The sequence below is a fragment of the Pseudomonas syringae genome (genome assembly GCF_021606685.1).
GTDB classification, from domain to species: Bacteria; Pseudomonadota; Gammaproteobacteria; order Pseudomonadales; family Pseudomonadaceae; genus Aquipseudomonas; species Aquipseudomonas syringae_R.
This window is the reverse complement of sequence record NZ_WKCB01000079.1, coordinates 1-23,945: the sequence shown is the minus strand read 5'-3', so window position 1 is coordinate 23,945 and position 23,945 is coordinate 1. Positions and strand designations below refer to the sequence as shown.

The window sequence follows — 23,945 nt, the reverse complement described above, 5'->3', positions numbered from 1 at the left end:
ATTCAGGACTGACGCAGCGCCATGCCCCTGACGTCGTCGCTGACCAAACCCCTGGCCCCTTCGTGGGCCAATCGCTTCAAAGAGCAAAGCCTGGAGCGTGGGCGGCGGTATGCGCTGGAAAACCGCGTGCGCATCGTCGAGTCCGGCGACAGCACCATTGTCGCCAGCTGCGAAGGCTCGGGCGGCAACGTTTACCGACAGACCATCTCGCTGCGCGAATCGGCCAAGGGCACGCTGATCCTGGTGGACAGCCGCTGTACGTGCCCGGTGCACACCAACTGCAAACATATTGCGGCGGTGCTGCTCAAGGTCCAGGAAACCCTGGCCTACCCGGCCGCAGCCCAGGATGCCGAGTTGCTGGAGAAACTCCAGGCCGTGCTGGATAACCGTGTGGTGCTGCCGCAGGTGGTGATGGAAGAGGTGCTGCCCGTGCCGCGCCTGTGGCTGGCCAGCGTCGAGTTCAGCGCGTTTGAACCGCGCAACGGCAAGATGCAGCGTTATATCCAGCACCGTGCGGCATTGTCGTTCAACTACCTGGGCAACTATGTCAGTGGGCAGAAGAACGCCGATATCATCGTGCGCCAGGAAACCCAGAGCCTGCGCATCAAGCGCCATCCCGAGCTGGAGCAGCCCTATCGCGAGCAACTGCGCCTGCTCGGGTTCAAGATCGCCACGCGCCAGAGCAAGGCCCTGCCGGAAAGTGCCGGCGAGTTGTTCGAGATGGTCAATGACAGCGCCTGGCTGAACTTCACTCTCAACGCATCGCCCACCTTGCGCGCCGAGGGTTGGGAGCTGCAGATCGACGAGGATTTCGGCTTTGACCTGAGCGCCGTCGATGACTGGTACGCCACCGTCGATGAAGGTCCGGAGCGCGACTGGTTCGACCTGGAACTGGGGATCATCGTCAACGGCGAGCGCCTGAGCCTGCTGCCGATCCTGTTGAACCTGATGCGCTCCCACACCGAAATCCTCAACCCGGAAAAGCTCGCGCGGCGCCGCGATGACGAGCTGATCCTGGTGAACATCCCCGGCCTGCCCAATGGTCACGGCCCGCTGCAAGTGGCGCTGCCCTACGGCCGGCTGAAGCCGGTGCTGGCAACCCTTGGCGAGTTTTACCTGCAGGAAGCCGGCACCACCACACTGCGCCTGGCCAAAGCCGATGCGATCCGGCTGAACCCGCTGGAAGACCTGCCGCTGCAATGGGAAGGCGGCGAGAAGATCCGCAACTTCGCCCAGCGCCTGCGCGACATCAAAGACTTCAGCTGTGTGGCGCCCGAGGGCTTGAACGCGACGCTGCGTCCCTATCAGCTGGAAGGCTTGAGCTGGATGCAGTCGCTGCGCCAGCTGGATGTCGGCGGGATTCTTGCGGACGACATGGGCCTGGGCAAGACCCTGCAGACCCTGGCGCATATTCTCACCGAGAAAGCCGCCGGACGCCTGGACCGCCCGTGCATGGTGGTAATGCCCACCAGCCTGATTCCCAACTGGCTCGACGAGGCGGCGCACTTCACCCCGCAACTCAAGGTGCTGGCGCTGTATGGCGCCACGCGCAAAAAACACTTTGCCAACCTGCAGGACTATGACCTGCTGCTGACCACCTACGCGCTGCTGCCCAAGGACATCGACACCCTTGCCGCACAGCCCTTGCACGTCCTGATCCTGGATGAAGCCCAGTACATCAAGAACCCCACCAGCAAAGCGGCCCAGGCGGCGCGCGAGCTGAATGCGCGGCAGCGCCTGTGCCTGAGCGGCACGCCCCTGGAAAACCACCTCGGCGAGTTGTGGTCGCTGTTCCACTTCCTGCTGCCGGGCTGGCTCGGTGACGTCAAAAGCTTCAACCGCGATTACCGCGTGCCCATCGAAAAGCGCGCCAGCGATGTACGATTGCAGCACCTCAACGGTCGGATAAAACCCTTCCTGCTGCGCCGCACCAAAGAACAGGTGGCGACCGAGCTGCCACCCAAGACCGAGATCATCCATTGGGTCGACCTCAATGAGGCCCAACGCGACGTGTACGAAACCATGCGCCTGGCCATGGATAAAAAGGTGCGCGACGAGATCACCCGCAAAGGCGTGGCGCGCAGCCAGATCATCATTCTTGAAGCGCTGCTCAAGCTGCGCCAGGTATGTTGCGACCTGCGCCTGGTCAACGATGCCGCCCTGCCCGCCCGTGGCAGCAGCTCGGGCAAGCTCGACAGCCTGATGGAGATGCTTGAAGAGTTGTTCGCCGAAGGGCGCCGGATTCTGCTGTTTTCCCAGTTCACCTCGATGCTCAGCCTGATCGAAGTCGAGCTTAAAAAGCGCGGCGTTGCCTACGCACTGTTGACCGGCCAGACGCGGGACCGGCGTACACCGGTGAAGGACTTCCAGAGCGGCAAGCTGCAGATTTTTCTGATCAGCCTGAAAGCCGGTGGTGTGGGCTTGAACCTGACCGAAGCCGATACCGTGATCCATTACGACCCGTGGTGGAACCCTGCTACGGAAAACCAGGCGACCGACCGTGCGTATCGCATCGGCCAGGAGAAACCGGTGTTCGTCTACAAGATGATTGCGCGCGGCACGGTGGAGGAGAAAATTCAGCACCTGCAGAAGGAAAAGTCCGATCTGGCGGCGGGTGTGCTGGATGGTCGTACGACCGGGGACTGGCAATTGGGCAACGAGGATATCGAGGCGTTGTTTGCGCCGCTGCCGCATAAGCAAGAGAAGCGTTGACGGTAAGATCGCCATCGGGGGCAAGCCCCCTCCCACACTATGATTTGTGAATGCGATCAAATGTGGGAGGGGGCTTGCCCCCGATGGGCGCGACGCGGTCTTCAGTCGATCAACTGAGCATCCCGCAACGCGGTCAGCGCCGCCAACCAACGCGGGTCCTGCTTGTAATCCGTCGAAGCAACCCGCTGCCCGCGCATCCGCGCGATCCGTGCCGAAGGCGCCACCTTCATCCGCTGCGCCGCACTCAGCGCCAACTCAGCAGCCGCTCGATCATTGCACACCAGGCCCATGTCGCAGCCCGCCGTCAGCGCCGCTTCAATCCGGCTGGCTGCATCGCCGACCACGTGGGCACCGGCCATCGACAGGTCATCGCTGAAAATCACCCCGTCAAACTGCAACTCGCCGCGCAGGATGTCCTGCAACCAGCGGCGCGAAAAACCAGCCGGCTGGGCGTCGACCTGAGGGTAGATAACGTGGGCCGGCATCACAGCGGCCAATTGCTGACTCAGGCGTGCGAAAGGCACCAGGTCATTGGCGCGAATCTGTTCCAGGCTACGTTCATCGTTGGGAATCGCGACATGGGAATCGGCCTCGGCCCAACCGTGGCCCGGGAAGTGCTTACCGGTGGCCGCCATGCCGGCGCTGTTCATGCCGCGAATAAAGGCACCGGCGAGCACGGCGGCGCGCTCAGGGTCGCCTTCGAATGAGCGAGTGCCGACCACGGCGCTGCGTTGGTAGTCCAAGTCCAAAACCGGCGCGAAGCTCAGGTCAAGACCGACCGCCAACACCTCGGTCGCCATGACCCAGCCGCACTGCTCGGCCAGGTATTCGGCGTTGGGGTTATCCGCCAACGCACGCATGGCCGGCAGGCGCACAAAACCCTGGCGCAGGCGCTGCACGCGACCGCCTTCCTGATCGACCGCCAGCAGCAGGTCGGGGCGCACCGCACGAATCGCCGCGCTCAATTCGCGCACCTGACGGGGGTGCTCGATATTGCGCGCAAAAATAATCAGGCCGCCCACCTCAGGCTGGCGCAACAGATGGCGATCCTCGGCCGTCAGCCAGGTACCGGCAACGTCGACCATCAAAGAACCTTGCAGGGCAGCAGTCATAAACCTTCCTTATAAAACGCGCACAACCCGTTGCCCTCACGCGGCGCACAGGGCGCGGTGAGCACAACGGGTTGCGGATAAATAGCTGAAATCGGCATGGCGGCTAGCTTAGCGGATGCAAGCGGCCGCGCCCACCCGGGGTGGTCAAACCTTGGCAGCGGTGGGCGCCGATTTACTGCGCGGGCGCAGTTGAGCGGCGGCCATGGCCGGGTCGGTCACGCCGGTTTCGGCGCGCATGCCGGCGGCGAGGAACGGCACCATCAGGCGCATCACCTGCTCGATGGAGGTGTTCACGCCGAAATCGGTTTCGGCAATCGCGCGTAACGCCTTGATCCCGGACATGCTGAACGCCGCCGCACCGAGCATGAAGTGCACGCGCCAGAACAGCTCGATAGGAGGAATACGCGGGGCTGCTTCGTTGACCAGCAACATATAGCGACGGAAAACCTTGCCGTACATGTCTTCCAGGTAACGCCGCAGGTGGCCCTGGCTCTGGCTGAACGCCAGGCCCAGCAAACGCATGAAGATCGACAGGTCATTGCCGCTGCGCGGTTGCACCACCAGCGCTTGCTCCACGAGGATTTCCAGCAGGTCTTCCAGGGTAGGCTTGTGATCGGCTTTGGCTTGGCGGCGCTCCAGCTCACGGTCGAGGCTGGCGCAGAATGGCCCCAGGAAGCGTGAGAACACCGCCTGGATCAGGGCCTTTTTCGAGCCGAAATGGTAGTTCACCGCCGCGAGGTTGACCCCCGCCTTGCTGGTAATCAGCCGCAATGAAGTTTCAGCAAATCCTTTTTCCGCGAACAATTGCTCGGCAGCATCGAGAATGCGTTCAACGGTTTCCGACTGGGCCATGGCTACTCCGCCTGACAAACACTTGTTTGAAACATACGTTTCAGGTTGTGTCTTGTCAAGCCTGCGAGTCCGTTTTCCGGCCGGCCAGTCATCTATTTCATCGCTATTTAATCACATCCGCCCTGCTCTGTAGGCAGCGCTGTCTCTGCCCTGCAGGACGGGTGACGAATGACCGTCCAGCGGAGTGCCTGAAAAGGATGATTGCCAAGCGCACTTCACTGTATATAATCCCAGTCACTGTATAAAAAGACAGAGCGATCAACATGCTAAAACTGACGCCACGCCAAGCTGAGATTCTGGCTTTTATCAAGCGCTGCCTCGATGACAACGGCTACCCGCCGACGCGAGCGGAAATTGCGCTGGAGCTGGGGTTCAAATCCCCTAACGCCGCCGAAGAACACCTCAAGGCCCTCGCTCGCAAAGGCGCGATCGAGATGACCCCGGGTGCTTCGCGCGGTATTCGCATCCCTGGCTTTGAAGCCAAGGCCGACGAATCGACATTGCCGATCATCGGCCGCGTCGCCGCCGGTGCGCCGATCCTGGCGCAGCAGCACGTCGAAGAGTCCTGCAACATCAACCCGACCTTCTTCCATCCCCGCGCCGACTACTTGTTGCGCGTGCACGGCATGAGCATGAAGGACGTAGGCATTTTCGATGGTGACCTGCTGGCCGTGCACACCACCCGTGAGGCCCGTAACGGCCAGATCGTCGTGGCGCGTATCGGCGATGAAGTCACGGTCAAACGCTTCAAACGCGAAGGCAGCAAGGTTTGGCTCCTGGCCGAAAACCCTGAATTCGCCCCGATTGAAGTGAACCTGAAAGATCAGGACCTGGTGATCGAAGGCTTGAGTGTCGGCGTTATTCGCCGCTAAAGGAGACATCATGCAGCTCGTGCACACCCCCCAACACACACAACTGTCGCTGTTCGAGGCCTTTATGGCCCAACCTCTTGCGCCACTCCTCAAGGAAACGGTCGAGGCGCCCTGGGGCGCTGAACCCGAGGTGTTCAGTGAGCTGTCGTTGCGCGGTGCGGCCGGGAGCTGCCTGAGCCTACTGGCGCCAATCCTTCGAGAACTGAGTGAAGAACAGGACGCCCGCTGGCTGACGTTGATCGCCCCGCCCGCCAGCCTGACTCAGGCTTGGCTGCGGGACGCCGGCCTCAACCGCGAGCGCATCCTGTTACTGCAGCCGCGCGGCATGCAAAGCGCCCAGCAATTAACCTGCGAGGCTTTACGCCTGGGCCGTAGCCATACGGTTGTGAGCTGGTTGAACCCATTGAACGCCAGCGCCAAGCAGCAACTGATCAGCGCCGCACGTACGGGCGATGCGCAGAGCTTGAATATTCGATTGGGCTGAATGCGGCAAAAGGGCTTGCTTGATAACAAACGGCTTGTTGTGGCGAGCGAGCTTATTGTGCTGAGCGGCCTTGTTGTGGCGAGCGTGCTTGTTGTGGTGAGTGTGCTTGTTGTGGCGAGCGGGCTTGCCCGCGTTGGGCTGCGAAGCGGCCCTAGATAGATAGCTTAATGCGGTAAATCAGTTATGGCACGGTGTCTGGTTTTGGGCCTGCTTCGCAGTCCAACGCGGGCAAGCCCGCTCGCCACACAAGCCCACTCACCAAAACAAGCACGCTCGCCACATAAGCCCGCTCGATACACGAGACCGCTTATCGCAACCGGGCGCTAGTCTGAGACTCAGTGAAGAACCCGCGGCCCATCGTCTTTCTCAGGCTCGCCTTCCGCCAGGCGACCTGCCATCTGCACACCCACGCTCAACATGGCTTTTGCCACTTCCACGTGCTGGCCTTGCAGGAATGCTTTTGCATCCTCGGAAAAATCCAGGATAACCAGAGAACCCTCGTCCTCAGCCCGGCGCAGCTCGATACGGCCGTCAGGCAGCTCAACAATTTCCAGAAAGGACGTCGGCATAAAAGTCTGTTCTCCACGAAAGGCCGGGATTATATCAGTCATCCACTGCATTTCGCTGAGGATCTGGCCACGTTTCTTTACGGCTTGATGAATGGTGCCGGGATGACTCGGTTCAAATGTGGTGTACACCAATGACGCCGACTCAGCACTCGTTCAAGCCTTCACGAAACCGCAACGCCATCTTCTTGAGTGCCTGACGCCAGCTCTCCAGCTCTTCGCGACTCAATGGCTTGGGCTCATCCTCTTCGAGCGCAACGGCCACGATCAGCGGCTGGGTTACATCCCCCTTGGGCACATGGGGAACGCGCGGCGGCTGGAACATGTCCGCATGCGCCTTGAGCAAGCGTGCAATCCAACTGTCCGGGCTTTGCGCCATTTCCACCAGCTCGGCCAGCTCAGGGATCGCCATGCTGTCCAGCACTTCGCGGTTCATGATCATTTCCGCGCGGGGCGAACCGGCCTGAGGCAGGCGGTAGAACCCGGCGATTTCATGACACAACCCCAGCAAAGCCCCGTACAAGTGGAACAAGGCCGCCTCACGCCCCGCTTGGACCAGCGCGATGGCATTCATCTCCTTGCCTTCCTCGGCGCGGCCAAGGGCCTCCAGAGACAAACCCGCGAAGTAAATTTTCTGATTGGTACGGGTATAGAGTTCGTTGGCCATGACGGCAACCTCCACAACGAATAGGCGTGATGCTGGCTTAACAGTGTCACGGATCAGCCGAGACTACTGCAAGCGCAAAAAAGGCCGCCTGGGCAGGCGGCCTTTATATTTTGCAGACTAGACGATCAAGCGCCCTGGCGCTTGTCTTCGACCTTCCACTTACCGCCGTCGTAGAACGCTTTCCAGCCGGTAGGCTTGCCGTCCACTTCCGACTGCACGTACTGCTCCTTGGTCTTGCGGCTGTAGCGGATCACGGCCGGGCGACCGTCCGGGTCCTTCTTGGGCGCTTCACACAGGAAGTGGTACTTAGGATCGATCTCGTCCTTGTGCGGCACGATCTCCAGCACCAGCGGCGCACGGGTCTCGCGGTTTTTCGGGAACTGGCTGGCGGCGAGGAACAGGCCCGACGCGCCATCACGCAGGATGTAGGTGTCGTTGACCTTCTCGCACTTGAGTTCAGGCATCTTCACCGGGTCCATCTTGGGCGGCGCCGCGTCACCGCTCTTGAGCAGTTTGCGGGTGTTCTTGCACGTCGGGTTGGTGCAACCGAAGAACTTGCCGAAGCGGCCGGTCTTGAGCTGCATCTCGCTGCCGCACTTGTCGCATTCCAGGCTCGGACCTTCGTAGCCCTTGATGCGGTAGCTGCCTTCTTCGATTTCGTAGCCGTCGCAGTCCGGGTTGTTACCGCAGATGTGCAGCTTGTGCTTCTCGTCGAGCAGGTAGGCGTCCATCGCGGTGCTGCAGATTGGGCAGCGGTGCTTGCCACGCAGTACCAGCGACTCGGATTCACCCTCGTCGTCAGCGGCGATTTCATCGCCCGGCACCAGGTTGACGGTAGCCTTGCAACGCTCTTTCGGCGGCAGGCTGTAACCCGAGCAGCCGAGGAACACGCCGGTAGACGCAGTACGAATCTGCATCGGGCGGCCGCAGGTCAGGCACGGGATGTCAGTCATCACTGGCTGGTTGGCGCGCATGCCGCTGTCAGGGCTTTCGGCTACTTCGAGTTTCTTTTTGAAGTCGCCGTAGAACTCGTCCAGCACGTTTTTCCAGTCGCGCTCGCCCTGGGCCACGTCATCGAGATTCTCTTCCATGCCGGCGGTGAAGCCGTAGTCCATCAGGTTGGAGAAGCTCTCGGACAGACGCTCGGTGACGATATCGCCCATCTTTTCCGAGTAGAAACGACGGTTGTGCAGCGCCACGTAGCCGCGATCCTGAATGGTCGAGATGATTGCCGCGTAGGTCGAAGGACGACCGATACCGCGTTTTTCCATCTCTTTCACCAGGCTGGCTTCCGAATAACGCGCCGGCGGCTTGGTGAAGTGCTGGGACGGGTCGAGCTTGATCAGCTTCAGCGTATCGCCCTGGGCCATGTCCGGCAGCACGTCGTCATCGCCTGGCTTGGCGATCTGCGGCATCACACGGGTGTAGCCGTCGAACTTGAGGATACGGCCCTTGGCACGCAGCTCGAAGTCGCCAGCGCCCACGCTGACGGTGGTAGACAGGTATTGCGCCGGCAGCATCTGGCACGCCAGGAACTGGCGCCAGATCAACTCGTACAGACGCTCAGCATCGCGCTCCATACCACTGAGCTTGCTCGGCTCGGTGTTGGCATCGGAAGGACGAATCGCTTCGTGAGCCTCCTGGGCGCCTTCTTTGCTGCTGTAGACGTTCGGCTTCTCCGGCAGGTATTTCTTGCCGAATTCGCTTTCAATATAAGTACGCGCCATCGCCACCGCGTCTTGCGACAGGTTGGTGGAGTCGGTACGCATATAAGTGATGTAGCCGGCTTCGTACAGACGCTGGGCCATCATCATGGTTTTCTTCACACCAAAGCCCAGGCGGTTACTCGCGGCCTGTTGCAGGGTGGACGTGATGAACGGTGCCGACGGCTTGCTGCTGGTCGGCTTGTCTTCGCGCTTGACGATGCTGTAGCTGGAAGCCTTGAGCTTCTCCAGCGCGGCCATGGCCTGGGCTTCGTTCAGCGGCTTGAAGGCTTCGCCTTTTTCACGGGCGACTTCAAAGCGCACGTTGGCGCCCTTGGCAGTGCCGAGGTCGGCGTGGACTTCCCAGTACTCTTCGGGGATGAACGCGCGAATCTCACGCTCACGCTCCACCACCAGCTTGACCGCTACAGACTGCACACGGCCGGCGGACAGACCACGGGCGATCTTGGCCCACAGCAATGGCGAGACCATGTAACCCACGACGCGGTCGAGGAAACGACGGGCCTGTTGGGCGTTAACACGGTCGATGTCCAGCTCGCCCGGCTTGGAGAAGGCTTCCTGGATGGCTTTCTTGGTGATTTCGTTGAACACCACGCGCTTGTAGCGGCTGTCGTCACCGCCGATGGCTTCCCGCAGGTGCCAGGCAATGGCCTCCCCTTCGCGGTCCAAGTCCGTCGCGAGATAGATGGTGTCAGCATCCTTGGCGAGCCGGCGCAGCTCTTCGATGACCTTTTCCTTGCCCGGAAGGATTTCGTACTTGGCCTTCCAGCCATGATCCGGGTCCACACCCATCCGCGAGACCAGCTGCTTGCGCGCTTTCTCTTTAGGCGTGAGCACCGGACCTTCGCCCGCAGCCGCCTTGCCGCGCTTGGCAGCAGGCTCCTTGCTGGCGCTAGCCGAACCGCTGGTGGGCAGGTCTCGGATATGGCCGATACTCGACTTCACCACGTACTCGTTACCCAAGTACTTGTTGATGGTCTTGGCCTTAGCCGGGGATTCCACAATGACCAGCGATTTGCCCATGGATCGGAAAATTCCTGAATTCGAGAAGTGAAAGGCAGTTGGCGCCTGACGCGGCAACGCTATATATAGTGGCAACAAGGTGAGGTCAAGCGCAGCATTCTGCGCGGCCTGCCGTTATTGCCCTGAAAAAAGACTGGGTTCGGCCTGGACCAAAGCAAAGCGCGGGACCTGCTCGCCGTCAACTTCGACGGTCTCAACGAACATGCTCAAGGGGCGTACCCAAAAGCCGTAATCGCCATACAGTGCTTGGTAAAACACCACTTCTTCTTCCGTCTCCGAGTGCCGTGCCACGTTAAAAACGCGGTACTGCGGCCCCTTATAATGTTGGTAGAGCCCTGGTTCGACTTTCATGCTCTGGCCCCCTTACAAAATTTGTTGAAAAAAAATATTAAAAATTCCAAAAAACAAAAACCGGGGCACTGGGCCCCGGCTTCCGTCAGCGCAACGCTTAAACGCGTTCGAAGACGGTGGATATGCCTTGGCCAAGGCCAATGCACATGGTTGCAACCCCAAGGTTGCCGCCATTTTGCTTCATCACATTGAGCAAAGTGCCGGAAATACGTGCACCGGAGCAACCGAATGGGTGGCCCAGGGCAATCGCACCGCCGTGCAGGTTAACCTTCTCATTCATCTTGTCGAGCACTTTCAAATCTTTCAGCACCGGCAGGGCCTGTGCGGCGAAAGCTTCGTTGAGCTCGAAGAAGTCGATATCGGAGATGGTCAGGCCTGCGCGCTTCAAGGCTTTTTGTGTGGCCGGTACTGGACCATAGCCCATGATCGCCGGGTCCACACCCGCCACCGCCATCGAACGGATCACGGCCAGCGGCTGGATACCCAGGTCCTGGGCACGCTGCGCCGACATCACGATCATGCACGAAGCACCGTCGGTAATTTGCGACGAAGTACCGGCTGTCACGGTACCGCCCTTTGGATTGAAGGCAGGCTTGAGGGCCGCCAGGCTTTCCAGGGTGGTGTCCGGACGAATGGTTTCGTCGTAGTCGAACAGTTTCAGGAAACCGTTCTCGTCATAACCGTTCATCGGGATGATCTCATCCTTGAACTTGCCTTCCACGGTCGCCTTGTGAGCGAGCTGGTGGGAACGCAAGCCGAACGCGTCCTGGGCTTCGCGGGTAATGCCGTGCATTTTGCCGAGCATTTCCGCGGTGAGGCCCATCATGCCCGAGGCTTTTGCCGCGTACAGCGACATGTGCGGGTTAGGGTCGACGCCGTGCATCATGCTGACGTGGCCCATGTGCTCCACGCCGCCGACCACGAACACATCGCCGTTACCGGTCATGATCGCCTGGGCAGCGGTGTGCAGCGCGCTCATCGACGAACCGCACAGGCGGCTCACGGTCTGGCCGGCAGCAGTGTGCGGGATCTGGGTCATCAACGACGCCATGCGCGCGATGTTCCAGCCCTGCTCCAGGGTCTGGTTGACGCAGCCCCAGATCACGTCTTCGACTTCGTTAGGATCGACCTTGACGTTGCGTTCCAGCAATTTGCTGATCAGGTGCGCCGACATGTCTTCGGCACGGGTGTTGCGGTGCATGCCGCCCTTGGAGCGGCCCATCGGTGTGCGACCGAAGTCGACAATCACCACGTCTCTTGGATTCAAGCTCATAAATATTCTCGCTCTAGTCGTCTGGGCGCTTAACCGAAGAAGCTCTGGCCGTTCTTGGCCATTTCACGCAGCTTCGCGGTCGGGTGGTACAGCGGGCCCAGATCAGCGTATTTGTCAGCCAGGGCAACGAACTCGGCCACACCGATCGAATCGATGTAACGCAGTGCACCACCACGGAATGGAGGGAAACCAATACCGTACACCAGGCCCATATCGGCTTCGGCGGCGGTTTCAACGATGCCGTCTTCCAGGCAACGCACGGTTTCCAGGCACAGGGCGATCATCATCCAGTTGATGATGTCCTCGTCCGACACCTCACGCTGTTCGTAGATGACCGGAGCCAGCACTTCGTGCACCGACGGGTCGGCGACTTTCTTCTGCTTGCCCTTCTTGTCGGCCTCGTAGGCGTAGAAGCCCTTGCCGTTCTTCTGGCCCAGGCGCTTGGCCTCGTAGAGCGCGTCGATCGCCGAGCGGCGGTCGTCTTTCATGCGGTCCGGGAAGCCTTCAGCCATCACGTCGCGACCGTGGTGGCCGGTGTCGATGCCGACCACGTCCATCAGGTACGCCGGGCCCATCGGCCAGCCGAATTTTTCCATCACTTTGTCGATGCGCACGAAGTCCACACCGGCGCTGACCAGCTTGGCGAAACCGCCGAAGTACGGGAACAGCACGCGGTTGACCAGGAAGCCCGGGCAGTCGTTGACCACGATCGGGTTCTTGCCCATTTTCTTGGCATAGGCGACGGTGGTGGCAACGGCCAGCTCGCTGGACTTCTCGCCACGGATCACCTCAACCAGCGGCATCATGTGCACAGGGTTGAAGAAGTGCATGCCGACGAAGTTTTCCGGGCGCTTGAGGGCCTTGGCCAACAGCGAGATGGAAATGGTCGAGGTGTTCGAGGCCAGGATGGTGTCATCCTTGACCTGGGCTTCGACTTCAGCCAATACGGCTTGCTTGACCTTGGGGTTCTCGACAACCGCTTCGACCACCAGGTCGACGTGGCCGAAATCGCCGTAGGACAGCGTAGGACGAATGCCGTTAAGCACTTCAGCCATTTTCGCTGCGGTCATGCGACCTTTGTCCACACGCCCGACCAGCAGCTTGGCGGCTTCCGCCAGGCCTTGCTCGATACCGTGCTCGTTGATGTCTTTCATCAGGATCGGCGTGCCTTTGGACGCCGACTGATAGGCGATACCGCCGCCCATGATACCGGCGCCGAGGACGGCAGCCTGCTTCACGTCGCGGGCGATCTCGTCATAGGCCTTGGCCTTTTTCTTGAGCTCCTGATCGTTCAGGAACAGGCCGATCAGGCTTTGGGCAGCGGAGGTTTTCGCCAGTTTGACGAAACCGGCCGCTTCCACTTCCAGGGCTTTGTCGCGACCCAGGTTCGCAGCCTTCTGGATGGTCTTGATCGCTTCAACCGGCGCCGGGTAGTTCGGGCCAGCCTGACCCGCCACGAAACCTTTGGCGGTTTCGAACGACATCATTTGTTCGATGGCGTTGAGCTTGAGCTTTTCCAGCTTGGGCTGACGCTTGGCCTTGTAGTCAAATTCGCCGCTGATGGCGCCCTTGATCAGGTTCAGTGCAGCTTCGGCGAGTTTGTCCGGGGCAACCACAGCGTCGACGGCACCGACTTTCAGCGCGTCTTCAGCTTTGTTTTCCTTACCGGCGGCGATCCACTCGATGGCGTTGTCGGCACCGATCAGGCGCGGCAGGCGGACGGTGCCGCCAAAGCCAGGGTAGATGCCCAGCTTGACTTCGGGCAGGCCGATTTTTGCAGTGGCCGACATGACACGAAAGTCTGCGGCCAGGCACATTTCAAAGCCGCCGCCCAGCGCGATGCCATTGATCGCGGCAACGGTAGGCACGTTGAGGTCTTCGAAATCGCTGAAAATCTTGTTGGCTTCGAGGTTGCCAGCCACCAGCTCGGCATCGGGCAACTTGAAGTTGTCGACGAATTCGGTGATGTCAGCGCCGACGATGAACACGTCCTTGCCGCTGGAGACGATTACGCCCTTGACCGAAGCATCTGCTTTGATGGTGTCGACGGCCTGACGCAGTTCGTTCAGGGTTAGACGGTTGAACTTGTTGACGGACTCACCCTTGAGGTCGAATTTCAATTCGACGATGCCACTTTCAAGAGCCTTAACCGTGATGGCTTTACCTTCGTAAATCATCAACTGATCTCCACGATATGGAAGCTGAACAGTACACATTGGACGCTGGCCTCTGGTTGGACATTGATAATGACGCCAATGCTCATGCCAATCCGCCAGGCACACCCGCCAATGCGATAGTCGGGATTCTGTATGAGCGGTCTGACAGACAAACGCTCAATTCATACGCCCGTTTGATTTGGGTACGCCACCTTCATCCAATTCCGGACAATTGTCAATCGCTCCAAAGGCGTGGAAAAACGCGACTTTCCAGTCATTTCAGAACCCGGGCCCAGGCGTGCGCCTGGCCGATACGTCGGCATTCACAGGATCAATAATGAAAAAACCACGGGAAAAGGCTGTACAGATCCGGATATGCCGCTAGGCTAGCGGCACTTGTCACAGAATAGTCAGAACGCCTGGGTGAACACCCGACGCGGGAACCACAGCATTACCGGCCTGCCTGGCCAACTCCAGCCCGATGATGATGTCGGGCTTTTTAGTGCCTGGCGTTTACTCAAGCCAATGCCTTGAGCAACGTATCAATATCCTTCAACACGCTCGCCTCGCCCTTCTCGCCCCAATACAGCGCGATCATTTGCGCGTCAGCCTCGACCTTGTAGACGTTCGCCGGCAGCGTTGAAAAATGCGGCAACAACTTCTCATCCGTACACACTTCACGCCATTGGTTGACCCATACGCCCGGCTCCAACTGCCAGTAGCTCCAGATGGCCGGCGCACTGCCGCGTCGTGGTCGGCAATACTGCGCACACGGGCTCGGCGGCTCCTGTTTGAGCCAGTGCGGCCACTCCTGGGGGGCCAGTTGCATGGCCAGGCCGATGCGGCGCGCCTCCATGCGCAGGGCCATGCGCCCGCTCTGATGGCGCGAGGGGCGCAGCCATGCCAGAGGGCTCAGAACCACCGCAAGGATTGACACCACTATCCAGACCGTCATATGTGTACTCCCGAATTTCTAGATGAGCGGATTTGATCTGTCGCAACCCCATCCGCTTGAAAGCAGCCATACTGAACTTATCGCAGTCCCCTGGAGGAACGCCTCATGCCCTACCAACATATTCTGGTCGCTGTCGATCTGACCGAAGAGTGCGATCCAGTGATCAAGCGCGCGCAGGAATCTGCAATTGCCAATGGCGCCAAACTGTCCCTCGTGCACATCGTGGAGCCCATGGCCATGGCCTTCGGTGGCGACGTGCCGATGGACCTTTCCCAGTTGCAGCAACAGCAATTTGATCAAGCCAAGGAGCGCCTTGACCGCCTGATCCTCAAATACCCGCATCTGCAAAAAGATGACTGCCACCTCACGTACGGCCAACCGCGCCAGGAGATCCACCATCTTGCCAAGGAAAAGGCTTGCGACCTGATCGTGGTCGGCAGCCATGGCCGCCACGGCCTGGCGCTGCTGCTGGGCTCTACTGCCAACGACGTACTGCACGGCGCGCCGTGCGATGTGCTGGCGGTCAAATTGGTAAAAAGCTCGTAAGACCGCTGTAGGTTCAATGTGGGAGGGGGCTTGCTCCCGATAGCGGTGCATCAGTCACCCGATGTATCAACGGACAGACTGCTATCGGGGGCAAGCCCCCTCCCACATGTTGAATCGCATTTCCTATAAAAAAGCCCGACGCTCAATCAAACGAGCGCCGGGCTTTTTATCAGACCGGAATCAATCAGGCATCCAGCTCGGCCCAACGCTCAACCAGCACTTCCAGCTCCTGGTTCAGTGTCTCCAGGGACGCGATGACCTTGGCGGTCTCCGCTGCCGGGCGCAGGTAGAAACCCGCGTCAGCCATTTCCGCTTCTACCGCGGCAATCTGCTGTTCCTTGGCGTCGATATCACCCGGCAAAGCTTCCAGCTCGCGCTGAAGCTTGTAGCTGAGTTTCTTCTTCGCCGCCGGAGCGGCTTCCTGCACAGGTGCAGCAGCAGCCACTGGCGCGACGACTGCGGAGGTCAGGTCGGCCTTGCCGGACTTGCTCTCGGTCACGCCCAGCAGGCGCGGCGAGCCACCCTGGCGCAGCCAGTCCTGGTAACCACCGACGTATTCACGCACCTTGCCTTCACCTTCGAAGACCAGGGTGCTGGTAACCACGTTGTCGAGGAATGCCCGGTCGTGACTCACCATCAGCACGGTGCCGTTGAAGGTCAGCAGGACCTCTTCCAGCAGCTCAAGGGTTTCCACGTCGAGGTCGTTGGTCGGCTCGTCAAGTACCAGCAGGTTGGCCGGCTTGCTGAACAGCTTGGCCAGCAGCAGGCGCGCGCGCTCACCACCGGACAAGGCTTTCACCGGAGTCCGTGCACGTTGCGGGCTGAACAGGAAATCGCCAAGGTAGCTCAATACGTGGCGGCTCTGGCCGTCGATATCGATGAAGTCGCGGCCTTCGGCGACGTTATCGATCACGGTTTTTTCCAGGTCCAACTGGTGGCGCAACTGGTCGAAGTAAGCCACGTCGATACGCGTGCCCTCTTCCACAGTGCCGCTGGTCGGTTGCAAACCGCTGAGCATCAGTTTGAGCAAGGTGGTCTTGCCGGTACCGTTGGCGCCGAGCAGGCCGATGCGGTCGCCGCGCTGCAGGACCATCGAGAAGTCCTTGATCAGGAACGGGCCGTCCGGGTGATGGAAGCTGACGTTTTCCAGCACCATCACCTGCTTGCCCGACTTGTCGGCGGTGTCCAGCTGGATATTCGCCTTGCCGGTGCGCTCGCGACGCTCGCTGCGCTCAACGCGCAAGGCTTTCAGGGCGCGTACGCGGCCTTCGTTACGGGTGCGGCGGGCCTTGATGCCCTGGCGGATCCAGACTTCTTCCTGGGCCAGCTTTTTGTCGAACAGGGCATTGGCGGTTTCTTCGGCCGCCAGGGCTGCTTCCTTGTGGACCAGGAAGCTGGCGTAGTCGCCGTTCCAATCGATCAGGCCGCCACGGTCCAGTTCGAGGATGCGCGTGGCCAGGTTCTGCAGGAAGGAACGGTCGTGCGTGATGAACAGCACGGCGCCCTGGAAATCCTTGAGGGCTTCTTCAAGCCAGGCGATGGCGCCGATGTCCAGGTGGTTGGTCGGCTCGTCGAGCAACAGCAGGTCCGGCTCCGACACCAGGGCCTGGGCCAGCAGCACACGGCGACGCCAGCCGCCGGACAACTCGGCGAGGGTCTTGTCGGCCGGCAGTTGCAGACGGCTCAGGGTGCTGTCGACCAGTTGCTGCAAGCGCCAGCCGTCACGGGCTTCGAGGTCCTGCTGGACATGCATCAGCTTGTCCAGGTCCTCGTCGGTGACGCAGTTCTGTGCCAGGTGGTGGTATTGCGCAAGCAACTCACCGACGCCGTCCAGGCCTTCGGCGACCACGTCGAACACTGTCCGTCCGTCGGCCACCGGCAATTCTTGCGGCAATTCGCCGATCTTGAGGCCCGGGGCGCGCCAGACAGAGCCGTCATCGGGCTTCTGGTCGCCTTTAACCAGCTTCATCATGCTGGACTTGCCGGTGCCGTTGCGGCCGATGATGCACACCCGCTCACCACGGGCGATCTGCCAGGACACCTTGTCCAACAACGGCATAGCGCCGAAAGCAAGGGACACATCGCTGAATTTGAGCAGGGTCATACGCTTCTCCAAAAACTGGGCGCGCATTCTACCTGACTTGAGGGTGGGATGCGGCCAGCATTTTCGCGACGGACACGTCCTGTCAGACATTTGCAGCGAACTTGAACGAAGCGGCCGGCAAAGCTTTCGCCGGCCGCTGGCAAAAGGCTAAGCTAGGGGCAATCAGTGTCGGCAGTGCCGGTGCTAGTCGTGATTTCTCTGCACGGACGTCTCATGCGCAGTCGCCTTTTCAACTTTTTATCTTGCCTGCTTCTTTCCGCCACCGCCGTTCAAACCGCCCAGGCCGTGGACCTCACCACCCAACGTCAATATTACGATGAAGCCAAACGCGCGCTGGCCAAGGGCGATACCGGCCCGTACATGCAATACAGCCAGGCCCTGGCCGACTACCCGCTGACGCCCTACCTGGCCTATGACGAGCTGACCGCGCGCCTCAAGAGCGCGAGCAACCAGGAAATCGAACAATTCCTCGCCAAGAACGGCGACCTGCCCCAGGCCAACTGGATGAAGCTGCGCTGGTTGCGCTGGCTGGCAGAGCGTGGCGACTGGCAGACCTTTGAAAAGTACTACGACCCCAAACTCAATTTCGTCGAGTTGGACTGCCTCCACGGCCAATACCAGTTGACCCACAATCTCAAGGCCGAGGGCTACAAGACCGCCGAAAAGCTGTGGATGACCGGTAAATCCCAGCCCGCCGCCTGTGACACCACGTTTGGCCAGTGGGCCGCCGCCGGCCAACTCACCGAGCAGAAAATCTGGGACCGCGCCAAGCTCGCTGCCGAAGCGCGCAACTACGCGCTGGCCAACAGCCTGGTCAAGACTCTGCCGACCCTCGGCGCCCAAGGTCGCCTGATGGTCGACGTGGCGCAAAAGCCTGACATGCTCAGCGATCCGTCGCGCTTCCTGCCAGCCACCGAGGCCATGTCTGACGCCGTAGGCCTGGGCCTGCGTCGCCTGGCGCGCCAGGACCCGGACAAGGCCATGGCCCTGCTCGACGGGTATGCCAGCAGCATGCACTTCTCCCGTGACGAAAAAGTGGCAATCGCCCGCGAGATCGGCCTGACCCTGGCCAAGCGCTTCGATCCGCGCGCCCTCGAGGTGATGACCAAATACGACCCCGAGCTGCGCGACAATACCGTGTCCGAATGGCGCCTGCGCCTGCTGTTGCGTCTGGCCCGTTGGGAAGATGCCTACCAGCTGACCCGCAAACTCCCACAAGACCTGGCCACCACCAACCGCTGGCGCTACTGGCAGGCGCGCAGCCTGGAACTGGCCGAGCCGAAAAACCCGCACGCCCTGGTGCTCTACAAGAACTTGTCGCGGGAGCGGGATTTCTACGGCTTCCTCGCCGCTGACCGCTCCAAGGCGCCGTACCAATTGAACAATAAGCCGCTGGTGATGAGCCAGGCGCTGGTCAACAAGGTTCGCAATACCCCGGGCGTGCGCCGTGCCCTCGAGTTCTATGCACGCGGGCAGATCGTTGATGGTCGCCGCGAGTGGTACCACGTCAGCCGTCACTTCAACCGTGATGAAATGGTTGCCCAGGCCAAGCTCGCCTATGACATGAAGTGGTACTTCCCCGCGATCCGTACCATCAGCCAGGCCCAGTATTGGGACGACCTGGATATCCGCTTCCCGATGGCGCACCGCGACACCCTCGTGCGTGAAGCCAAGGTACGTGGCCTGCATTCCAGCTGGGTATTTGCCATCACCCGCCAGGAAAGCGCGTTTATGGACGACGCCCGCTCCGGCGTGGGCGCCAGCGGCCTGATGCAACTGATGCCTGGCACCGCGAAGGAGACCGCGCGCAAATTCAGCATTCCGCTGGCCTCCCCGGCCCAAGTGCTGGACCCGGACAAAAACATCCAGCTCGGGGCCGCGTACTTGAGCCAGGTACACAGCCAGTTCAACGGCAACCGCGTGCTCGCCTCCGCCGCCTACAACGCCGGCCCCGGCCGCGTGCGCCAATGGCTGCGCGGCGCCGACCACCTGAGCTTCGACGTATGGGTAGAAAGCATCCCATTCGACGAAACCCGCCAGTACGTGCAGAACGTGCTGTCTTACTCGGTGATCTACGGCCAAAAGCTCAACTCGCCCCAGCCCCTGGTGGATTGGCACGAGCGGTACTTTGACGACCAGTGACCCTGGCTGACAAAACCCCGTGGTAAGCGAGCATCTGTGAAAGCGGAGGTTCTGTGATAGCCGAACTTCTGTGACAGCCGAGCTTCTGTGGCGAGCGAGCTTGCTCGCGTTGGGCTGCGAAGCAGCCCCAAAACCGGACGACGCGGTTTAGCAGTGACACCGTGACGCCTGGGCTGGGAGCGCTGCGCACTCCAACGCGGGCAAGCCCGCTCGCCACATGAAGACCGCTGGGCATGACTGCTCGCTGGGCAAAAATCGGCAATCCCACACACCGCGCCGATAAGTGCCAGGGCACCCCCAAACCCTGTGGCGAGCGAGCTTGCTCGCGTTGGGCTGCGAAGCAGACCCAAAACCGGACGGCGCGGTTCGTCAGCTACACCGTGGCGCCTGGGCTGGGAGCGCTACGCACTCCAACGCGGGCAAGCCCGCTCGCCACATGAAGCCCGCTGGGCATGACAGCTCGCCTGGCAAAATCGGCAATGCTACCCACCGCGCCGATAAGTGCCAGGGCACCACCTAACCCTGTGGCGAGCGAGCTTGCTCGCGTTGGGCGGCGAAGCAGCCCCAAAACCGGACGGCGCGGTTTAGCAGTGACACCGTGGCGCCTGGGCTGGGAGCGCTACGCACTCCAACGCGGGCAAGCCCGCTCGCCACATGAAGTCCGCTCGCCACATGGAGACCGCTGGGCATGGAGGCCGCTGGGCATAGAGGCTGGTTTGGCATAGTAGGCGGTTTGCGAAAAGGTCAGGGGTTGGCCGCCTCGTCGCCGTCGCTGAACTGCAACGCCGCCAGCCGCGCGTACAACGGGTTGCTTGCGATCAATTGCTGATGTGTGCCCACCGCTACCAGCTTGCCCTGGTCCATCACGGCGATCCGGTCGGCATGTTTCACGGTCGCCAGGCGGTGGGCGATGACCAGGGTGGTGCGGCCTTGCATCAACTGCGGCAGGGCTTGCTGGATCAGGTGTTCGCTCTGGGCATCGAGGGCGCTGGTGGCTTCGTCCAGCAGCAGGATCGGCGCATCCACCAGCAACGCGCGGGCGATGGCCAGGCGTTGGCGCTGGCCGCCCGACAGGCCCATGCCGCCGTCACCGAGGTGGGTCTGGTAGCCGTCGGGCATTTGCAGGATGAAATCGTGGGCGTGGGCAATGCGCGCGGCGGCTTCAACCTGCTCGCGGGTGGCCGTCGGGTTGCCATAGCGGATGTTCTCTTCGACGCTGCCGAAAAACAGCGCAGGGCTCTGGGACACCAACGCGAAATGACGACGCAGGTCGAGGGGGTCGAGTTCGGTCAGCGCCTGGCCGTCCAGCAGGATACGGCCCTGCTGGGGGTCGTAGAAGCGCAGCAGCAGGTCGAAAATCGTCGACTTGCCCGCACCGGACGGGCCTACCAGCGCCAGGGTTTCACCGGGGTTGATGGTCAGGTTCAACCCATCGATAGCGTAACTGTCCGGCCGCGAAGGGTAGGAAAAGCGCAGGTCCTGCAGCACCATGCGACCGCTGACCCGCGGCGGCAATTGCACGCTGCCCGTGGCGGGCGCCTGGATTTCGTTAGTGGACTGCAACAGCTCGCCGATGCGTTCCGCCGCACCAGCGGCGCGCTGCAGTTCACCGAGCACTTCGCTCAGGGTGCCGACGGCGCTGCCGACGATCAGGCTGTAGAACACGAACGCCGCCAGCTCACCACCGGAAATACGCCCGCCAATCACGTCCATGCCGCCGACCCACAGCATCACGCCCACGGCACCGAGCACCAGCATGATCACCAGGGTAATCAGCCAGGCGCGCTGCACGATGCGTTTGCGCGCGGTGGTAAAGGCGTCTTCCACGGTCTTGGCAAAGCGCTGCTCGTCCTGCACTTGGTGGTTATAGGCCTGCACGGTTTTGATCTGGCCAAGGGTCTCGGACACGTAGCTGCCCACATCGGCGATACGGTCCTGGCTCTGGCGCGACAGGCTGCGCACGCGACGACCAAAAATCAGGATCGGCGCCAGCACCAGCGGCAGCGCCACCACCACGATGCTGGTGAGCTTGGGGTTGGTGATAAACAGCAGCACGATACCGCCGATGACCATCAAGGCATTGCGCAGGAACAGCGACAGCGACGAGCCGATCACCGATTGCAGCAAGGTCGTGTCGGTAGTCAGCCGCGACTGGATTTCCGAGCTACGGTTGTTCTCGTAGAACCCTGGATGCAGGTAGATCAGGTGGTTGAACACCTGCCGGCGAATGTCCGCCACCACCCGCTCGCCGATCCACGACACCAGGTAAAACCGCGCAAACGTGCCCACGGCCAGGCCCAGCACCAGCACCATGAATAAACCGATGGACTGGTTGAGCAGGTGCGGTGACTGGGTCATGAAACCCTGGTCCACCAGCAGGCGAATGCCCTGCCCCATCGACAAAGTAATGCCGGCAGTGACGATCAGCGCCAACAGGGCACCCAGCGCCTGCCAGCGGTAGGGCGCAATGAAGCGGCTGGCCAGACGAATAGCACGGCGTTGACGGACTGAGAACATGGAGGGCATCACCAATGAGGAACCTGTACACCCACATTGGGGGAACTTGGGCAAATAGCAATGAGTCAGGTTAATTATGCCCACCGATACTGACCCCTAGAGGCTATCGGTCTAAGCCACCGCTGGAAATCCAAAACGGTTTCTGGTGGACTGGAGGCTCGAACCGCTGAGCGTGCCAGGTGCTGTAATAGCGCGGTCACGCGGGGGGGTCAGAGTGGGTACACAACCTGATGAGGAGACAGGCCATGACCTTGCAAAACAGCAGTGACGCCAAGATTGAAGTGATCCGCCAACCCCAGCAGTTGCCCTGCTCGTACATCGACGCCAAGGGCCATGAAGTGCAGATCACCGAAGAGATGATCCAGCAAGCCTGCAGCGAGCTGGAACAACGACTGGTCAAGCCTGCCCAGCAAGGCTGAAGCGCCCGAGCACGTTCAGACCCGGCCCAGGTGGCCGGGTTTTTTATCGGTGTTTAAAGCGTAACCGCGCCCAGCGCAGACACGATGCTGCTCAACACGGCCGATTCGCCATGAATGCGCACCTTCAAGCCATCAATCTCGCGACGCTGGGGATAGTGCTTGCGCAAGCGGTCGAACGCGTTGCGCTGCTCTTGCACGCTGCCCACGAGGCTACGGCGAAAATCTGCATCGTCCCGGCGCGGGTCGTACACACTGCGGCACAGGGTCGCCAGCGCCCAGGCCGGGTCGGTGGAGGCATTCAAATGCACCTCGGCCAACCAGGGGGGCGGCAGCACGTCGCTCAATTGAAGCGTGGGTTCCATACCCAGGTGCTCGCAGAACGCCTGATAGACCTGCGCCGTGCCGCGCTGCTTGCCGTCCAGGCTGTAGCCGGCGATATGCGGCGTGGCCAGCACGCACAGGTCGGCGAGGTCGACATCCACCTCAGGCTCGCCTTCCCACACGTCGAGCACTGCTTGCAGGTCTTCGCGCGCCAGCAGCACGTCGCGCAGGGCGGCGTTGTCCACCACCGGACCACGGCTCGCGTTGATCAGCCAGGTGCCGGGCTTGAGCCTTTCCAGGCGCTGGCGATCGAACAAATGCCAGGTGGAGCCATTGCCGGACTTGATCAGCGGCGTGTGCAGGCTGATCACGTCGCACTGCTCGATGATCTGCTCAAGGCTGACGTAATCGCCGTCTTCGGCGATCTGCCGTGGCGGGTCGCACACCAGCACGTTCCAGCCCAGGCCCTTGAGCACCTTGACCAGGCGCGCGCCCACTTCACCGGCGCCCACCACCCCATAGGTGCGTTGGTTGAGGTCGGCACCCTCGATCTCGGCCAGGGTCAGCAGGCTGCCCAGCACATAGTCGACCACGCCGCGCGCATTGCAGCCGGGGGCGCTGGACCACCCGATAGCGGCCTGCTTGAAGTAATCGAGGTCGAGGTGGTCGGTGCCGATGGTGCAGGTGCCTACAAAGCGAACCTTGCTGCCATCCAACAGGGCGCGGTTGACGTTGGTCACCGAGCGCACCAGCAGCACGTCGGCCTGCGCAACCGTGGCGCGGTCGATGTTGCGCCCAGGCACCCGGCGAATCTCGCCAAACCCTTGGAAGAACTCATCAAGCAGCGGGATATTTTCGTCGGCAACAATCAGCATGGCAGGCTCCTTTCGCGGACCCGCAGTGTACAGGCTTGCGAGGGGCGTTCCACCGTAGATCACGTGTGGGCGCGGGCTTGCTCGCGAATGCAGGGTAGCCGTTAGAACATCGTTAACTGACCCACCGCATTCGCGAGCAAGCCCGCTCCCACAGGAGTTGTTGGGTACTCGTGGGGGCGCATTACAAATCAGCAACACAGGTTTTTTCCTGACCGTTGCGTCAAGGCGTAGAATCCGCCGTCCTTGCGCTCCTCTTGACTGGACACCTGTACGT

General features: G+C 61.1%; 18 protein-coding genes. 6 read left to right on the top strand and 12 right to left on the bottom strand.

The features are described 5' to 3' along the window. Positions 1–21: 21 nt before the first annotated feature. Positions 22–2,712: a DEAD/DEAH box helicase gene (locus GIW02_RS22650; RefSeq protein ID WP_236419762.1), complete on the top strand. Its 2,691-nt coding sequence runs from the start codon at positions 22–24 to the stop codon at positions 2,710–2,712. A 101-nt stretch (positions 2,713–2,813) separates the two neighbouring features. On the opposite strand, the gene nagZ is transcribed toward GIW02_RS22650, so the two are convergent. Continuing rightward, entirely contained in the window at positions 2,814–3,824 is a 1,011-nt protein-coding gene (gene nagZ / locus GIW02_RS22645; protein WP_236422077.1) for a beta-N-acetylhexosaminidase, read from the bottom strand. A 144-nt stretch (positions 3,825–3,968) separates the two neighbouring features. Then, complete coding sequence (locus GIW02_RS22640) at positions 3,969–4,676, bottom strand: TetR/AcrR family transcriptional regulator (RefSeq protein ID WP_236414847.1); 708 nt, start codon at positions 4,674–4,676, stop codon at positions 3,969–3,971. 263 nt (positions 4,677–4,939) lie between these two features. Between GIW02_RS22640 and lexA the strand changes: the two genes are divergently transcribed. Further along, positions 4,940–5,548 (top strand): transcriptional repressor LexA, encoded by a 609-nt coding sequence (gene lexA, locus GIW02_RS22635; RefSeq protein WP_003172575.1) that lies wholly within the window; start codon positions 4,940–4,942, stop codon positions 5,546–5,548. 10 nt (positions 5,549–5,558) lie between these two features. Continuing rightward, positions 5,559–6,032, top strand: a complete 474-nt coding sequence (gene sulA, locus GIW02_RS22630; RefSeq protein ID WP_236414849.1) for an SOS-induced cell division inhibitor SulA — start codon at positions 5,559–5,561, stop codon at positions 6,030–6,032. A gap of 335 nt (positions 6,033–6,367) precedes the next feature. Here the strand turns inward: sulA and GIW02_RS22625 are convergent, their stop codons facing one another. From GIW02_RS22625 to GIW02_RS22595, 7 genes are all read right to left on the bottom strand, one after another. Beyond that, the gene (locus tag GIW02_RS22625; protein WP_053255041.1) at positions 6,368–6,601 is read right to left on the bottom strand and encodes a hypothetical protein; all 234 of its coding nucleotides are present in this window, start codon (positions 6,599–6,601) and stop codon (positions 6,368–6,370) included. Between the two features lie 142 nt (positions 6,602–6,743). Continuing rightward, positions 6,744–7,265 (bottom strand): DUF6586 family protein, encoded by a 522-nt coding sequence (locus GIW02_RS22620; RefSeq protein WP_236414859.1) that lies wholly within the window; start codon positions 7,263–7,265, stop codon positions 6,744–6,746. A 125-nt stretch (positions 7,266–7,390) separates the two neighbouring features. Continuing rightward, positions 7,391–10,012 (bottom strand): type I DNA topoisomerase, encoded by a 2,622-nt coding sequence (topA, locus tag GIW02_RS22615; protein ID WP_236414861.1) that lies wholly within the window; start codon positions 10,010–10,012, stop codon positions 7,391–7,393. 114 nt (positions 10,013–10,126) lie between these two features. Then, positions 10,127–10,363 carry a DUF1653 domain-containing protein gene (locus tag GIW02_RS22610; protein ID WP_078047427.1) on the bottom strand — a complete coding sequence of 79 codons (237 nt, stop codon included), beginning with the start codon at positions 10,361–10,363 and terminating at the stop codon, positions 10,127–10,129. Between the two features lie 97 nt (positions 10,364–10,460). Next, positions 10,461–11,636 (bottom strand): acetyl-CoA C-acyltransferase FadA, encoded by a 1,176-nt coding sequence (gene fadA / locus GIW02_RS22605; RefSeq protein ID WP_024074080.1) that lies wholly within the window; start codon positions 11,634–11,636, stop codon positions 10,461–10,463. A 29-nt stretch (positions 11,637–11,665) separates the two neighbouring features. Then, positions 11,666–13,813, bottom strand: a complete 2,148-nt coding sequence (gene fadB, locus GIW02_RS22600) for a fatty acid oxidation complex subunit alpha FadB (protein WP_236414862.1) — start codon at positions 13,811–13,813, stop codon at positions 11,666–11,668. A 496-nt stretch (positions 13,814–14,309) separates the two neighbouring features. Further along, the gene (locus GIW02_RS22595; RefSeq protein ID WP_236414864.1) at positions 14,310–14,747 is read right to left on the bottom strand and encodes a hypothetical protein; all 438 of its coding nucleotides are present in this window, start codon (positions 14,745–14,747) and stop codon (positions 14,310–14,312) included. 105 nt (positions 14,748–14,852) lie between these two features. Between GIW02_RS22595 and GIW02_RS22590 the strand changes: the two genes are divergently transcribed. Beyond that, entirely contained in the window at positions 14,853–15,293 is a 441-nt protein-coding gene (locus GIW02_RS22590) for a universal stress protein (protein WP_105522471.1), read from the top strand. A 184-nt stretch (positions 15,294–15,477) separates the two neighbouring features. Here the strand turns inward: GIW02_RS22590 and GIW02_RS22585 are convergent, their stop codons facing one another. Continuing rightward, positions 15,478–17,397 (bottom strand): ATP-binding cassette domain-containing protein, encoded by a 1,920-nt coding sequence (locus GIW02_RS22585; protein WP_236414866.1) that lies wholly within the window; start codon positions 17,395–17,397, stop codon positions 15,478–15,480. Between the two features lie 213 nt (positions 17,398–17,610). Here GIW02_RS22585 and GIW02_RS22580 point away from each other — a divergent pair, with 213 nt between their 5' ends. After that, positions 17,611–19,539, top strand: coding sequence for a transglycosylase SLT domain-containing protein (locus GIW02_RS22580; RefSeq protein WP_236414869.1), 1,929 nt, complete (start codon positions 17,611–17,613; stop codon positions 19,537–19,539). A gap of 744 nt (positions 19,540–20,283) precedes the next feature. Here GIW02_RS22580 and GIW02_RS22575 read toward each other — a convergent pair. Then, positions 20,284–22,065 (bottom strand): ABC transporter transmembrane domain-containing protein, encoded by a 1,782-nt coding sequence (locus tag GIW02_RS22575; protein WP_236414871.1) that lies wholly within the window; start codon positions 22,063–22,065, stop codon positions 20,284–20,286. A 236-nt stretch (positions 22,066–22,301) separates the two neighbouring features. Between GIW02_RS22575 and GIW02_RS22570 the strand changes: the two genes are divergently transcribed. Next, a complete protein-coding gene (locus tag GIW02_RS22570; protein ID WP_236414873.1) occupies positions 22,302–22,475 on the top strand; it encodes a PA1571 family protein in 174 nt (57 codons plus the stop codon). A 53-nt stretch (positions 22,476–22,528) separates the two neighbouring features. Here GIW02_RS22570 and pdxB read toward each other — a convergent pair whose 3' ends face one another. Continuing rightward, positions 22,529–23,671 carry a 4-phosphoerythronate dehydrogenase PdxB gene (gene pdxB / locus GIW02_RS22565; protein ID WP_236414874.1) on the bottom strand — a complete coding sequence of 381 codons (1,143 nt, stop codon included), beginning with the start codon at positions 23,669–23,671 and terminating at the stop codon, positions 22,529–22,531. Positions 23,672–23,945 lie beyond the last annotated feature (274 nt).

Excerpts from the sequence above, each read along its gene's own strand:
- GIW02_RS22650 (WP_236419762.1), top strand. The coding sequence starts at position 22 with ATGCCCCTGACGTCGTCGCTGACCAAACCCCTGGCCCCTTCGTGGGCC.
- nagZ (WP_236422077.1), bottom strand. The coding sequence starts at position 3,824 with ATGACTGCTGCCCTGCAAGGTTCTTTGATGGTCGACGTTGCCGGTACC.
- GIW02_RS22640 (WP_236414847.1), bottom strand. The coding sequence starts at position 4,676 with ATGGCCCAGTCGGAAACCGTTGAACGCATTCTCGATGCTGCCGAGCAA.
- lexA (WP_003172575.1), top strand. The coding sequence starts at position 4,940 with ATGCTAAAACTGACGCCACGCCAAGCTGAGATTCTGGCTTTTATCAAG.
- sulA (WP_236414849.1), top strand. The coding sequence starts at position 5,559 with ATGCAGCTCGTGCACACCCCCCAACACACACAACTGTCGCTGTTCGAG.
- GIW02_RS22625 (WP_053255041.1), bottom strand. The coding sequence starts at position 6,601 with ATGCCGACGTCCTTTCTGGAAATTGTTGAGCTGCCTGACGGCCGTATC.
- GIW02_RS22620 (WP_236414859.1), bottom strand. The coding sequence starts at position 7,265 with ATGGCCAACGAACTCTATACCCGTACCAATCAGAAAATTTACTTCGCG.
- topA (WP_236414861.1), bottom strand. The coding sequence starts at position 10,012 with ATGGGCAAATCGCTGGTCATTGTGGAATCCCCGGCTAAGGCCAAGACC.
- GIW02_RS22610 (WP_078047427.1), bottom strand. The coding sequence starts at position 10,363 with ATGAAAGTCGAACCAGGGCTCTACCAACATTATAAGGGGCCGCAGTAC.
- fadA (WP_024074080.1), bottom strand. The coding sequence starts at position 11,636 with ATGAGCTTGAATCCAAGAGACGTGGTGATTGTCGACTTCGGTCGCACA.
- fadB (WP_236414862.1), bottom strand. The coding sequence starts at position 13,813 with ATGATTTACGAAGGTAAAGCCATCACGGTTAAGGCTCTTGAAAGTGGC.
- GIW02_RS22595 (WP_236414864.1), bottom strand. The coding sequence starts at position 14,747 with ATGACGGTCTGGATAGTGGTGTCAATCCTTGCGGTGGTTCTGAGCCCT.
- GIW02_RS22590 (WP_105522471.1), top strand. The coding sequence starts at position 14,853 with ATGCCCTACCAACATATTCTGGTCGCTGTCGATCTGACCGAAGAGTGC.
- GIW02_RS22585 (WP_236414866.1), bottom strand. The coding sequence starts at position 17,397 with ATGACCCTGCTCAAATTCAGCGATGTGTCCCTTGCTTTCGGCGCTATG.
- GIW02_RS22580 (WP_236414869.1), top strand. The coding sequence starts at position 17,611 with ATGCGCAGTCGCCTTTTCAACTTTTTATCTTGCCTGCTTCTTTCCGCC.
- GIW02_RS22575 (WP_236414871.1), bottom strand. The coding sequence starts at position 22,065 with ATGCCCTCCATGTTCTCAGTCCGTCAACGCCGTGCTATTCGTCTGGCC.
- GIW02_RS22570 (WP_236414873.1), top strand. The coding sequence starts at position 22,302 with ATGACCTTGCAAAACAGCAGTGACGCCAAGATTGAAGTGATCCGCCAA.
- pdxB (WP_236414874.1), bottom strand. The coding sequence starts at position 23,671 with ATGCTGATTGTTGCCGACGAAAATATCCCGCTGCTTGATGAGTTCTTC.